We start from the raw sequence: 13,970 nt of genomic DNA, 5'->3' as shown, positions 1-13,970 counted from the left end.
ACGACTATCGTCGATCATTCCTTCTCAAGATTAAGGCAATACCCTCTCTGGATCCCTAGGGAAGAGGGCCGCCTCCTTTATGTTGGGTAGATCCAGCATCTTCATGGTTAGCCTCTCTATCCCCACAGCAAACCCCCCATGAGGTGGTGCACCGTAAGCGAAGAACTTGGTGAACCACTCAAGGCTTCTCGGATTCATCCCTTTCTCCCTTATCTGTGACACGAGTACATCGTATCTGTGTTCTCTCTGACCGCCTGAGCTTAGTTCCAGTCCCTTATAGAGAAGATCAACGCTTCTAGCCCAAGTTTCATTTTCTTTCATCACGTAGAATGGTTTCACCTTGAACGGGAATCTGTTGACGAAGAAGAAGTCCGTCCCGTACTCTTGCCTCACATACTGCCATAGAAGCCTCTCGCTTTCAGTGTCGTAGTCCTCGCCATATTCAACGCTCTTCCCCATCTCCTCCAATATGTCGTACACTTTGGGGAATCTTAACTCTGGAAATGGCGTTTTTGGAACCTCTAGATCTACATTCAGTAGCTCCAACTCCTTTGACCTCTCCTCCACCACGCGTTTTATACCGGCTCTGATCACCTCCTCCTCAACCCTCATTGTATCCTGCTCATTCTCTATGAAGGCCAGCTCCACCGCTATGGATCTGAACTCGCTTAGATGTCTGGGAGTGTGACTGAGCTCCGCTCTCCAGTTCACGCCTAGGTCGTATATTCTCTCAAATCCCCCTATTATGGTTAACTGCCTGTGCAGCTGGGGATCCTGTCTCAAGTACGCCTCTCTATCGAAGTATTGGACCCTGAAGACCTCCGCACCACTCTCACTCGCGGCCCCTATTATGGCAGGTGTGAATACCCTCAGGAACCCATTCTCCCTCAGCCATTCCTCCATGCCATGTATAAGAGATGCCTCTATCTTGAAAATGGCCTGGACTTCCGGCCTTCTGAGGTCTAGAGGACGGTTATCCAATCTGGTAGGTAGCTGGGCGGGGACCTTCCAGTTGGGATCCATCGGAAGTTTGGGATGGGCTACGGAGTGCACGACTATCTTAGCCGGCACTATCTCCCTATCCACGGCTCTAGCCTTCTTCTCAGCTACTTCCTCGCCCACGGCCTCTATGACCGATTCTTGGGTTAAATCGTCGGTGAGCTCGAATAGCTCGCTAGGAGTGATTCCTCTCTTGAGGGTCAGCTGGATCTTCTCCTTCCAATTCCTTATGACCACAAACCTGATCCTTCCCAGATCGCGTATCTCGCTGACCCAGCCGTGGACTTTCACTCCACCTTCTTCACCCATATGAATACCCTCCGACCGTCTACCTCCCATTCCTTTCCGAAGGAACTCCCTGGCACCTCGCTCTCATCACTGACGAACTTTATAACGTTCGCATCGGAGTCCCACGCTATCTCGTCGTAGTACCTCTCCAGCGCCCTTTTTATGTCCTCATCACCCTGCACATAGACTTCTATCCTCTCCAAACCTATGGTGAGACCTAATTCCTTTCTCATAAGCTGTATCCTCCTAGTAAGCTCCCTAGCGAGACCTCCCAGAATCTCCTCATCACCCATCTCCAAATTGAGGAACACGCTTCCCTCACTGAAGTCAGCATAAGCCCATTTTCCGTCAGTAGGCGCCTCCCCTATCCTAACCTCCCTAACATTCGCCTCCATGACCAGCACATCTTTGAGGACCTCGACGGCCTTCCTCACCATATCGTTCTCAGTAACGACTACCAGTTCCCTCAAAGGCTGCCTCTTCCTCATCCCGGCGTTCGATCGAGCAAATCCTGACGCGCTGATTATAGATCTGATGTGCCTCATCATATCCTCCAGCTCAGGATCGATCATCCCGTCATCCGGATCCTTCAACAGGAGGAAGTTCACGCTATCTGGATCGTTCTCTCCTCTAAACGATTCCAAGTATATCTTCTCAGACATGAGCGGTGCGAAGATGGATAGGTAGGGCAAGGTCTCCCTCAGCACATGGTAGAGCACCTTTCCCCATTGGTCGGCCACGGATCTATCCTTTGATCTCAGCTTCTTCCTAGCTACCCTAAGATACAGGTGACTCAGGTCATCTATCAGGAACGAGAGGATCTCGTTACTTGCTACATGGAGGTGATATTCGTTCATGCTCTCCCTGACCCTCTTCATCATGGAATGAAGCCTAGACAGAACCCACCTGTTAACAGGATCCAGCTCCTCCTTGGGAGGGAGCTGACCCAATTCTCTATTCCTCAGATAAGTTGTAGCGAATACGTAAACGTTCCATATGACTGAGAGGCGTCTCTCCATCTCCTTGAGTCCCTTCCAGGAGAACCTCAGGTCCTGCCACGGTACTTTGGTGAGGACGAAGAACCTGAAAGTGTCCCTAGCTACATTCTTCAAGATCTCCGGAGGAGGCACATAGTTCCCCAAGCGTTTGTGCATCTCCCTTCCCTTCTCATCTAACATGAAGCCGTGCATTAGGACGGACCTGTAAGGCACTTGGTTGAAGAGGAGGGTCCCCATCCTCAGGAGGCTGAAGAACCACCCCCTTATCTGATCATGTCCCTCCGTTATGAAATCGACGGGGAATATCTCTTGGAAGACTTCCCTGTTCCTATGAGGATACCCGACGCTGGCGAAAAAGGATACACCAGAGTCATACCACACATCCATTATATCAGGGACCCTCCTCATCTCTCCCCCGCACTCGGGGCATTTCCATGTAACCCCATCGACCCACGGCCTATGTAGGTCCTCTAGCTTGACTCCAGCCTTCTCCTCAATCTCCTTGGCAGAGCCTATTACCTCTACATGACCACAGCTCTCGCATCTCCAAATCGGTAGCGGAATGCCCCAATACCTCTGCCTCGATATTATCCAGTCCTCCAAGCCAAGCAGCCAGTCCCTGAACCTTCTCTCCCCACCCCACTTGGGGACCCACTTGGCCTTACCGCTCTCCTCGAGCAGCTTCTCTCTCAGGTCGGTCAGCTTGACGAACCACTGCTTGGTTGTCCTTATTATCAGCGGCGTGTCGCACCTCCAGCAAACGGGATACTTGTGTATAACGGTCCCCCTGTGGAACAGAGCGCCTCTCTCATCCAGATCTTCAATTATTATGTTATTCGCTTCCCTCACTTGGAGACCAGCATACTTACCGGCGTCCTCAGTGAACCTACCCCTCTCATCCACTGGACTGACGACGGGCAGGCCGTACCTCATGCCGACCTCGAAATCCTCCTTACCGTGACCGGGCGCGCTATGCACGCACCCGCTACCTTCTTCCATAGTGACATACTCCTCACTTAGCACGACCCTGTGCTCATCCTTGAGCCTCTGCTGAACAGAAACTAGGTCCTCTAGAGGATGCTCATACTTCAGACCTTCAAGCGTACGTCCCTCAAACTCCTCCACGATCTCGTACTTCTCTATCCCCGCATCCTTCATCACGGCCTCTAACCTAGCCTTAGCTAGGATGAGCAGGTCCCTACCGACCCTGACTTTGACATACTTCTCGTTAGGGTGCACCATGACCGCTACATTGCCAGGCAGGGTCCACGGGGTGGTCGTCCATATGAGAAGATACTCGTTCTCACTCCCTCGAACCCTAAACTTGACGTATATGGAGGGATCCATCAGGTCCTTGTAGCTCTCACTCACCTCGTAGTCTGATAGAACGGTCTCGCATCTGGGACACCAGTGAACGGGCCTTTCTCCTTCGTAGAGTCTCCCGCTTTCCCAAATCTTCTTCACGCCCCACCAGGCGCTCTCTATGTATTCGTTCTCGAACGTCCTGTATGGACGATCCCAATCCATCGATACCGCGAACTCCTTGAAGTGCTTAGTCATGGATTTCAGATTCTTGGTCGCTAGCTCCTTACATTTCAAAACGAACTTGTCTATCCCGTAATTCTCAATGTCCTTCTTGGATGTGAAGCCCAAGGCCTTCTCGGTCATCACCTCTATGGGGAGGCCGTGAGTGTCCCATCCTGGTTTATCCAAGACGTCGTATCCCTCTCCCCTCTTGAACCTGATTACCGAGTCCTTGATTATCTTGTTCCACACGGTTCCCGGGTGGGGCATGTCAGATGACGGATAGGGGGGACCATCTAGGAAGTGAAACCTCTTACTACCCTTCCTAGCATCTCTCAACCTTTCGTAGACCCTAGCTTCATCCCAGAACTTCAGTATCTCAGGCTCGTACTCCTTTGGATCGAAATTCCTAGTCAGTTGACTTACCCTGCTCATTTCCTAGGGCACCTCGCTGCGTGCTCACTCCTACGTCGACCTTCAAGTTTATAAATGAGAGCGAATACCCCCCCTACGAGGGCGAGCGGCCATAGCGGCCGGGGACACACCCGGACTCATTCCGAACCCGGAAGTTAAGCCCGGCCGCGTTCCGCGGAGTACTGAGCTCCGTAAGGGCTCGGGAAACGCGGAAGCCGCTAAGCCCCCTTAACATGTGTGCAGCAACTCATCCGCACCTACCTTCTCCGCTACATTTACGAAATCCTTCCATTTACCTTTAGTCTTAGGCTTCTTGGGGACGAATGGGCACGAAATATCATAAGATACAGATACATCATAGGTCCCGACCTCCTTCGCTAGCTTGACTATATCGTCCTTATCCATCCCTATCAAGGGCCTGAGAACTGGCTTTTCTAAGCACCTGCTCTCCACCTCCAAGTTATCTAGGGTCTGACTTGCCACTTGGCCGAGGGAGTCGCCCGTGACTATGGCGCTGGCTCCCATCTCCTTGGCCATCTTATTGGCGATGACGAGCATCCTCCTTTTGCAGAGGAGGCATGTCCACTCCCTTGCGCCCCTCTCGACGAACTCCTTCAGGGCCGATCCATGTTCTATCACCACAGGCTTGAACTTAGCGCCATGGGAGTACCGCTTCAGCACAGAGACTATCTCTCTGAATCCTCTCTCCTCCTCTGGTGTCTTCCTGAAGTGAACAGGTATGACTGCGGCGCCTCTCCTCATCATAAGCCAAGCAGCCACGGGGCTGTCTATACCGCTGGATATGAGGGCGATCACTTTCCCCTGACTGCCGACGGGAAGCCCACCGTACCCCTCTATCCTCTCATCGGTGATGTAGGCCTTGCCCGCCACTATCTCTATAATTATCTCTTGGTCTGGATTACTAAGATCGACGGGCTTTCCCGTATTTCCCTTTATCAGCCCGCCGACATCTTTGGCCAACTCCATTGACGTTAGGGGAAAGTCCTTGGTGACTCTCTGGACCCTGACAGCGAAACTACCTTCCTTCTGGGTGGCTATCGAGAGGGCCACTCTCTTTATCTCATCTATCTGGGCTTCGGTCTCGATGGAGGGGCTGTAGGACTTCACACCGAACACCCACTTGGTGACCTCCCTGACCCGAGGATCTGATGTGTATACCACAATTCTGCTAGCTCTCTTGACGATCTTGATGAAGTGAACTCCTTCCGCCCTGAAGGTCTCCTCCAAATTCCTGATCAGTAATCTCTCCATCTCTCTCCTGACGTGCGAGGATTTCAGGCCTATCTCGGAGTACCTCACTATCAGGGAGTTGAACTTATTCAAAGGATCACCGGGCTACTTGGATGTCTTCCCAAAAATCTATCGCTGCTTATCGCGAGATGTCCGATAAAGATTTTACGAGCAACAGGAGGCGAAACCTTAAAGCGCCTCCTCATCTAATTAGGAGAGGAGCATCATGCCCCCGATTTACTACCACTTGGAGGATTCAGAAGGAGCGGTGGAGGTGTGGTTCACTGGAGGGACCAGCAGGAAGGTGAAGCACAGGCCCTACTTCTACACGCTCCCAGATGAGGAGACAAAGGTTTCTGGCTTCATAGAGAAGGAGAGGGTAAGGGCCAAGGTGATGGGCGTAGAGAAGGAGCTGATAAAGTTCTACTTCTTGGACGACAAGGCTAGGAAGAAGGCTGCCAAGAAGGTGGAGAGACCCTTCGATCTGGACGTCCCTCCTTGGTTTCAATTCTGCGTTGATCACGAGCTAATCCCGTTCTCACAGCTAGATGAGGACCTGAAACCTATCGGAGAACTCGGTGGACTGGAGAACCTCAAGAAGGTCTTCTTTTCGGGGTTGGTATACAACGATGAGGGTTTTCCCATAGAGGGAAAGAGCCCGGTGGTAGCCATCGCTTATGCCATCGATGATGGCCCCATAGAGACGATCGCGACGGAGGACTTAGATGATTCGACTGTGCTCAGGGAATTCATCTCGATGATTAGAACGGAGGACCCAGATGCCTTAGTTGGATACGGCCACGATGCCGACGAGTTCAAGCACATGATGGCCCGGGCCAAGCTCCATGGGATCAAACTGGCGGTAGGGAGAGACGGTTCTGAGCCCCAAGAGACGGGTAGGTTCTTCAGGGGAACCATACTGGTTGAGAATAGGATAAGAGGAAGGGCCAACCTCGACATCTTTCCCATCGCTTGGAGGGATTTCCCACAACTCCCAGAGAGGACATGGTATGAGCTAGCCGACGAAATAGGTGTGGAGAGGCCCAAGGTGCTGATGAAGTTCAGGGTCGCGGAAGCTTGGAGATCGGACAGAGAAGGGGCCATTAGCTACCTGAAACAGAAGCTCCACACGATAAGGGAGATATACGGGAGGTTGATGGATCACCAGGCCGAACTCTCTAAACTCACCCTGAGACCCATTCATAGACTGATCAGGACCCCTGTGGGTGAAATAGTCGAATCTTACGTCATTAGAGAGGCGAAATCCCACGGGTGGGTGTTTCCTCTCAAGGAGACGAGGAGGGAGAGCGGATATGAGGGCGGTTACGTCTGGCTGAAATCACCAGGTATGTACGAGGAGATAGGCTACCTCGATTTCGCCAGCATGTACCCTTCGATCATGGCTCATCATAACATAAGCTTCGAGACTGTCGATCCCTCCCCGGAACTCTGCGAGGAAGTCGAGGAGGTAGAGGTAGAGGGCGTCACTGCGAGGATCTGTAGAGATGTGAGGGGTCTTGTTCCAATACTGGTCGGAAAGCTGATGGAGGAGAGATCAGCGATCAAGGCCAAGATGAAAGAAATTCCACCAGATGACCCCGAGTACAAGAGGTTGGATGCTCTCCAGAAGGCCGTTAAGGTCGTTACCAATGCCATGTATGGCTACATGGGTTGGACGAACGCCCTCCTCATGAATGTGAAGGCGGCTAGGATAACCTCAGCATACGGGAGGTATTACATAAAGGAGGTGAGGGAGAGAGCCGAGTCCAAGGGACTCACCGTGATCTATATAGACACGGATGGGATTCAACTCGTGGGAGGAAAGAGAGAGGACTACGAAGAGCTGCTCGAGGTGGTGAATAAGGACCTCCCCATAAGGATCGAGTTAGAGTACATCGCCGAGAGAGGGATCTACGTCGCGAAGAAGAAGTACGCACATCTAGTGGAAGGCAGGCTCATCACTAAGGGATTCGAGTTCGTCAGGAGGGACTATCCATCCATAATAAAGGAGGCCCAGAAGAAGGTAGTTGAAATGGCCCTCAGGGGGAGCGATCTAGATGAGATAAGGAGATTGATCAACGAGTACAGAAGCAAGATCTTAAATAGGGAGGTAAGAAAAGAGGATCTCATCATCATGGAGACCATGGGCAAGGAACTGGACAAGTTCGAGAGAAGGACCAAGGGATTCTACGTGGCGATGTGGCTGCTAGAGAGGAAAGGTATAGAGGTGCATAGAGGGCAAGTCCTAAGGATCCTCATAGTGAAAGGACCAGGAAGTGTTAACGAGAGAGCTAGACCGGCCGAGTTCTTCGATCTAGATGACGTGGATTTGGACTACTACGTGAAGCTCTTCGATCAGGTTATGGAGAGGACCCTATCCTCCCTCAAGAAAGTCGGAATATCTGAGAAGAGGACAGGGGGGTTGGAGGAGTGGTTCGGATGATCCCCCTCATACCTTGAGGAACTTGAGAGGGAGCTTAGAGGACCCTCTCTTCCTGTAGGGTCTGTTCAGGGGAATGGCTATCTTCCTCTCCTCCTCGGACCTAGGTCTCACGATTCCTAGGTAGACCGCGCAACTTATGCAGTAGTACCTAGTCTCGAGCCTCTTGGATATGTAGGCCCCCTGTCTCTCTAAGTCCTTCCCGAGACTTCCACCAACAGGCGACACCCACCTAGTCACCTTAACCGCCTTATCAGCTGGGACCGCTCTCCCACACTGATAGCACTGGACTATCCTCTCGTGGCCCGAACCACCCAGTTTCCTACCTCTGTTTTTCCTCTTCTTAGGCATACATTTCCCTAGCGAACTGAGATGATCTGTGAAAATAAAGGTTTCCTTCTATGCTGTCCAGCAACTACAATCGGTTGGCGAGGGATTTTGGAGGTAAAGAAAGGAAATCATAAGGAGAGGAGACCGAACGTCGGTGATCAGTAGGATCTTCCTATCCATGCCCTGTGTTTCGCCTCTCTTCCACAGATAACGCACTTCTCCCCCTTTCCCTCCAGTGCGTTTTCCTCGTACCCCAATATACCATATCCAATCTCTTCCTCGACTTCGTGCCCGCACTCCTCTAGACCGCACCAAGGGAACGACACAATCTTCTCGCCCACGTTTTCCCTGATCTCCCCTACTGTTTTAGCATGAACCGTCCTATTTTCAAAGTATTCCTTGGCCTGCCTCCTCATCTCCTCCTCTATTTCACCGAAAAGGGATTCAATCCTGCTCCTAAGGTCGTCGAATGAGACTAAAGACCTCTCCATGGTATCCCTCCTGAAGAGGGTCAAGGCCCTCTCCTCATACTCCTTCCTACCTACCTCAATTCTCACGGGTACACCCTTCATCTCCCACTTGAAGAACTTGTACCCAGGTCTTTCATCGGTATCATCCAGCTCGACCCTGTAATCATTGACTAGGGCGTTGTAGACCTCCTTGGCGTATTCAAGCACCTTCTCCTCATACCCCTTCGATGGTATGGGTACCACGACGATCTGGATTGGAGCAAGCTTGGGCGGGAGTTTCAATCCCCTATCGTCGCCATGTATGGCTATCAGGGCCGCTAGAGACCTCTCAGATATCCCGAAGGAGGTGGTATTGACGTTCCTCTTCTGTCCGTTCTCGTCCATATACTCCAAGCCGTAGGTCCTAGCGAACAGGTCACCGAAGTTTATGGCGCTACCAAGTTCCAAGGCCTTCCCGTCGGGCATTATGGTTATCAGATCGTAATTGTACTTGGCCCCGGGGAATGTGTCCCAAGGTACGGTCTTCACCACCACATAGGGGACTAGCAGCTCGTCATAGAACTTCTTGTAGATCCACACCTCCAGCTCCACCTGCTTCACCGCATCCTCGTACGTGGCGTGGAATGTATGCCCCTCTTTGAAGAACACGATCTCCCTGACCCTCAGCATGGGCCTAGTGGCCTTAGTCTCGTACCTGTACACCGGAACGATCTGGTAGATCCTGAGCGGTAAGTCCTTGTAGCTCGTTATCCACCTGTTCAGGACTTCGTACATAATGGCCTCACTGGTTGGCCTTAACGCTAGCTTCTCCTTTATCTCCTGCTTACCCAGTCGGGTGATCCAGTAAATGGAATCCTCAAAGCCCTTGATGAATCTGAACTCCCTGCTCAAAACTCCCTCCGGCACCACGCCCGGGAAGTATACCCTCCTATGCCCAGTCTGTCTCATCAGCCTCTCCATGAAGTTCATCACGTTCTCCATGAGTTCATAGCCGAAAGGAAGCCATACGTACATACCCTTGACTGGATATCTCTCATCCAAGATTTCCGCCTTGAAAAGGACCTCATCGAACCATCTGGAGAAGTTCTCTCCCTTAGGAGTTAGTTCGAACGCTTCTCTTTTCGACATGTTCCCGCCTCGCCCTGCTCAACCTTCCGAGTCAGTCTCTATCTAAAAACTATGCCGATCGATCTGAGAAAGTCCTCCCTCTCGGATAATCTAAGTACATTGAACCTCATCCCCGGATTCTTCTCCTCCAACTTCCGCACTAGCTTAAGGTAGATGTTCTCGAAGTCGGGCCCTATTTCCCTCGACTCCGCGAGAGCCAGCAATTCCTCCGCGGGGATCTCGACAAAAGGTGAAACATGACCGAAGACCTCCCTCAAAGCGAGGAATACCCTGCCTTTCAACACAAGGAGGGATGGAGATCCCGTGAAAATGAACCTTAGAAGGAGGCCCACGGCGTCATCCAAGAGCAGAGGGAGGACAGCTTTGCCTTTACCCTCTTCTCTCTCCTTTAAGAAGGCCAAGACGGCCTCCCACAAATCCGTGTAGGGCGGTAATCTTTCCTCCCTGATCGAGACAGGGAATCCAGATTCAATCTCCGAGAAGAGATCCCACAGCAGATCATCTCGCTTGAGCCCTGACCTGATGAAGACGATATCGTCGTCCCTCCTCAGGAGCTTGTACCTGCTTATAGCCCGCTTAATCCTGCTGAGTAGGGAATCTCTGAGGCAGCGACGGCATAGTACCTCTCCTGAATACCTCCTGACAATTAGCACTTCGCTAGATCCGCACCTGCTGCACCTGAGAGCATTTTTAGTGAGTGGGGATCCATTCATCAGGTAAGGTGCACGCGTTGCTCGATATAAAACCAGAAGCAGAAGTTATCTACGATCCTGAGAGATGGAGGGTATTAGCTAGGAAGAGGAAGAGAGCGATCGAGGTGATGGAAGTGCTATACAGCAGGGGAACACCTGCTTATGTCTACGGGAGCGTGGCTCGTGGAGATGTTAGAGAGAGCAGCGACGTAGATGTGGTCGTACCTAGATACTCGCTCCCCCCCTCTCTCCTAGAAGGGATCCTGGCAGACCATCTAGGGGATCCTGTCTACAGGGAGATAGTCCAAGCTACCCCTAGAAGCACTCCTAAGTACCACATTCACTTCAATGGTAATACCACGGTCTCTATACCGATAGGGATACTGAGGAAGAGGGAGGAAGAGTTCTACAAATTCGGTGGGAGGCTCAATTTAATGGGCCTTAGAAGAGGAAAGAGAGTACCAGGCGTGAACAAGGAACTGAGATTGATATTCCCGACGGAAAATGGTCACTTAGAGTATCCTGTGCTCGGATACGAGGAATATGTGGCCAGGGTACTGGGCGTGGATAAGGACGTAGTTGAGGAGAGAGTGAGGATCCTCACAAAGCGGAAATCCGTTGGTACAACGGGCCTCTACCTTAAATACCACCTGTTACCGAGAGAGAGTTTTGAAGAAGCAATATCAAAGCTCAAGAAGGTGAAGAAAGGGTTCAGATCGAGATTGGCTGAGGATAGAATCTGACCGCTCACTCTATCTGATACCTAAGTTTCGCAGCAATGCCACCAAGGGACAACAACTTCTCGCCGGGCTCGCTCTTCGCATCTACTATGTGAAACTCAGCCCTTGTGTCCTCACACATCTCCAATATCCTGAGCACGTCGTCACGCGTCACGGGATCGAAAAGGAGAGAGCTAGCTACCAAGACCTCATCAGCTGCGCCAAACTGGGCGGCCCTCATTACCTCCTTCAGCCCGTAAGTAACGAGCCTAGATCCCTTGCCAAGTAGCTCAAATATCTCATCCACCGCCCTCATGTCCCGCGCCAAGGTAAACTCCTTCACAACTTTCTCAACATCGCCCCGCTTTATCATCTCTAGAATGCCAGAGAAAGTGGAACTAGTGGCTCCGCCCTCTCGGAGCTTCTTCCCGAGCTCTGGATTCCTTTCCTTCACGTAAGATGTGAACTTCTCCTTGGTGTATCCAGGCCCTCCCACCACTATAGCTTGGGGTTTCATCCTGGAATCTATCTCCTCCAATAGGGATGAGAGCTCTGCGTAGTATCTCCTCTCTGCATCATCCCTCCTTTTTAGATCCCCTCTCTTCGACGGGAGGTTGGACCTTACGTAGGCGATCTCCTCAGCCCTATACGCGTCCACCTTTGCAACGGTGGCACCTTCGTCATCTATCGCCACTAATATGACGTTTCCCTTACTTGAGGACTCCTCCGCTCTCCTCAATATGTCCAGATGAGATCTACTCCACCTCTCCTTCACGACTTTCAATGTGGACCCCTCTGTGACGTTTAACGTGTGATGCTGACCCTGTATCCCGAACTTCTCCGGACCTACCCTGACTATGCCCGTGATCCTCAGCCTAGCGGAGTACCGATCCATCTTGACTTTCTCCACCTCTAAGGTGATGGTCATGGAGACCCTTTCTCCGCTGTCTGCCCTTATTCCCTCCTGCCTCACTCTCCTAGTAGTCCTCATGGTAACAAGGTCTCCTGGCTCTAGGATCGAGGAGAGCCAGTAGAGATCATCTAGGCTTTCAACTCTCAGTTTGATGAATCCCTTCTTGAGATCCTGCTCTAGGATCTTCAACTATGCCACCTACTGTGCTGTATATATCGCCATTCCAGAGGGTTTCCTCACGATATCCCTAGCTATTCCCCCAACTATGGCCCTGACACCCACCTCATAGGCCTTATCCACTATCCTCTGAGTAACTATCCTGTCGTAGACGATGTACCTGACACCGCCGACCTCCGATAGAGCGTTGAGGAGATCAGACGTCGACACCTCCCTTATCAGTGAGAGGTTGTCGTCCAGTAATAGGACCTTATCGGTGCCCTTGATCCTCGCATACTGATCTCTGAACATCTCTGGTATCCTGAGTAGTCTCTCATCCTCCCCTCTCTCATGTCTCTGATGGGATACATGGGATTCAGCGGATCTTATGGCTATGATCCCCCTCTCCTGAGGCGGAGATATTCCGAGCTCCTTCCTCATCTCATCGGCCGGGACAGCTGAGGAAAGGGCCCTCCTAATCTCTTTAGCTGTCAGTTCCTCGACCACCTTACCTTCCGGAGCTCTGGCCACATAGTCTATGTCTGTCTGCTCGAGCAAAGTCCTGAGAACCATTTCACCGCCCCTATCCCCATCGACGAAAGCTATAGCTTCCTTTTCCGAGATAAGCTTAACTAGAGACTTGGGAACCCTCTCTACAGCTCCGCCCATCGCTATCACGTTATCGTAACCGTATTTCAGGAGATTCATGACATCAGCCCTACCTTCGACGACTATTATCTCCTCAGCGTCCTCAACGCCCCTGGCAGCTGGCAGCTCCTCATCCCCATAGAGTATGAAGTTGGACTTCGCGCTTTCCCTCTGCACGAACTCTATGAGCTTCCTGAAGCTGTCCTCCCTCTCAACGGACCACTTCTTTAATATTTCAGCGGCTCTCTTGGCTATCTCATTTCGTCTCTCCTCTCTATCGTCAAGTATTCTAATCAACTTGAATTTCGCTGGATAAGGACCGACCTTATCGACAGTCTCCATTGCAGCGGCGAGTAATGCAGTTCTGACCTTATCCAGCCCGGAATATAGCTCAACAATCCCTCTAGATCTATCTCCCTCTCTCCTCATCCTTATGTTTATCCTTCCTATCTTCCCCGTCCTTTGTAGTTCCTTGAGCTCTAACTCAGGGCCTAGTAGACCCTCTAACTGCCCGAAAATAGCCCCTATCACATCACTGGTCTCTACCACGCCGTTAACTATAACCTCCAATTTGGCAACATACTTATGATGGAAAGCGTCCCTTCTCGAATTATCTGCCAAGATAACCATCCTCCCAAGGACCTGGATGTCCGCCCGCCAACTAATCCCCGCGGGTCACAGGTCAGCCCATGCTTTCCTCCCTACCCACGGGGTCATGCAGCGGCGGGCGGCTAGTATACGACACTTGCCGCAAATATAATCTCTTCGGTCCACTGGAAATCCCTACCACAGAGATTCCTAAAATTCCAGTGAAGGGCACCTAATTTACGAGCCCTATTCGAGAAGCTCACGCCCTTACCTGCATCCAAATAATCATGCCGTCCTGTAAAAAGACCATAAAAAGATTAAAATAGAGTGGGGTCCATCCCCATCCGAGGATAGATATGGGAACAGTGAGGGAGAAGGTAATTAAGAGGACTGCGTATAAGCTCGTTAAGCA

At 51.5% G+C, this 13,970-nt stretch carries 10 protein-coding genes and 1 rRNA gene; 3 read left to right on the top strand and 8 right to left on the bottom strand.

The annotated features are described in order from the left end of the window. Positions 1-30 precede the first annotated feature (30 nt). Positions 31-1,308, bottom strand: a complete 1,278-nt coding sequence (gene aspS, locus QI197_04040) for an aspartate--tRNA(Asn) ligase (protein MDK2372528.1) — start codon at positions 1,306-1,308, stop codon at positions 31-33. Beyond that, positions 1,287-4,244, bottom strand: a complete 2,958-nt coding sequence (ileS, locus tag QI197_04035) for an isoleucine--tRNA ligase (GenBank protein ID MDK2372527.1) — start codon at positions 4,242-4,244, stop codon at positions 1,287-1,289. The genes aspS and ileS overlap by 22 nt, the downstream gene beginning before the upstream one ends. 81 nt (positions 4,245-4,325) lie before the next feature. On the opposite strand from ileS, the gene rrf reads away from it, so the two are divergent. Beyond that, a 5S ribosomal RNA gene (gene rrf / locus QI197_04030) occupies positions 4,326-4,447 on the top strand. A gap of 4 nt (positions 4,448-4,451) precedes the next feature. On the opposite strand, the gene thiI is transcribed toward rrf, so the two are convergent. Beyond that, complete coding sequence (thiI, locus tag QI197_04025; GenBank protein MDK2372526.1) at positions 4,452-5,567, bottom strand: tRNA uracil 4-sulfurtransferase ThiI; 1,116 nt, start codon at positions 5,565-5,567, stop codon at positions 4,452-4,454. A gap of 133 nt (positions 5,568-5,700) precedes the next feature. Between thiI and QI197_04020 the strand changes: the two genes are divergently transcribed. After that, positions 5,701-7,917, top strand: coding sequence for a DNA-directed DNA polymerase (locus QI197_04020; GenBank protein ID MDK2372525.1), 2,217 nt, complete (start codon positions 5,701-5,703; stop codon positions 7,915-7,917). Between the two features lie 6 nt (positions 7,918-7,923). Here QI197_04020 and QI197_04015 read toward each other — a convergent pair whose 3' ends face one another. The 3 genes from QI197_04015 to QI197_04005 all read right to left on the bottom strand — a co-directional run bounded on the left by QI197_04015 (position 7,924) and on the right by QI197_04005 (position 10,495). Next, positions 7,924-8,265, bottom strand: coding sequence for a 30S ribosomal protein S26e (locus tag QI197_04015; protein ID MDK2372524.1), 342 nt, complete (start codon positions 8,263-8,265; stop codon positions 7,924-7,926). Between the two features lie 137 nt (positions 8,266-8,402). Then, on the bottom strand, positions 8,403-9,842 hold the full coding sequence (gene proS, locus QI197_04010; protein ID MDK2372523.1) for a proline--tRNA ligase: 1,440 nt from the start codon (positions 9,840-9,842) through the stop codon (positions 8,403-8,405). Positions 9,843-9,880: 38 nt separating this feature from the next. Further along, a complete protein-coding gene (locus QI197_04005; GenBank protein ID MDK2372522.1) occupies positions 9,881-10,495 on the bottom strand; it encodes a hypothetical protein in 615 nt (204 codons plus the stop codon). A gap of 77 nt (positions 10,496-10,572) precedes the next feature. Here QI197_04005 and QI197_04000 point away from each other — a divergent pair, with 77 nt between their 5' ends. Continuing rightward, positions 10,573-11,277 (top strand): nucleotidyltransferase domain-containing protein, encoded by a 705-nt coding sequence (locus QI197_04000; protein ID MDK2372521.1) that lies wholly within the window; start codon positions 10,573-10,575, stop codon positions 11,275-11,277. Positions 11,278-11,281: 4 nt separating this feature from the next. Here QI197_04000 and QI197_03995 read toward each other — a convergent pair whose 3' ends face one another. Together QI197_03995 and dnaG are read right to left on the bottom strand one after the other, a co-directional pair. Beyond that, positions 11,282-12,355 (bottom strand): mRNA surveillance protein pelota, encoded by a 1,074-nt coding sequence (locus QI197_03995; protein ID MDK2372520.1) that lies wholly within the window; start codon positions 12,353-12,355, stop codon positions 11,282-11,284. Positions 12,356-12,364: 9 nt separating this feature from the next. Further along, positions 12,365-13,591: a DNA primase DnaG gene (dnaG, locus tag QI197_03990; protein MDK2372519.1), complete on the bottom strand. Its 1,227-nt coding sequence runs from the start codon at positions 13,589-13,591 to the stop codon at positions 12,365-12,367. Positions 13,592-13,970: the final 379 nt, after the last annotated feature.

Source organism: Thermoproteota archaeon, assembly GCA_030130125.1.
GTDB lineage: Archaea > Korarchaeota > Korarchaeia > Korarchaeales > Korarchaeaceae > Korarchaeum.
Note: the sequence above shows the minus strand (reverse complement) of the source record. Positions and strands in the feature narration are given on the sequence as shown.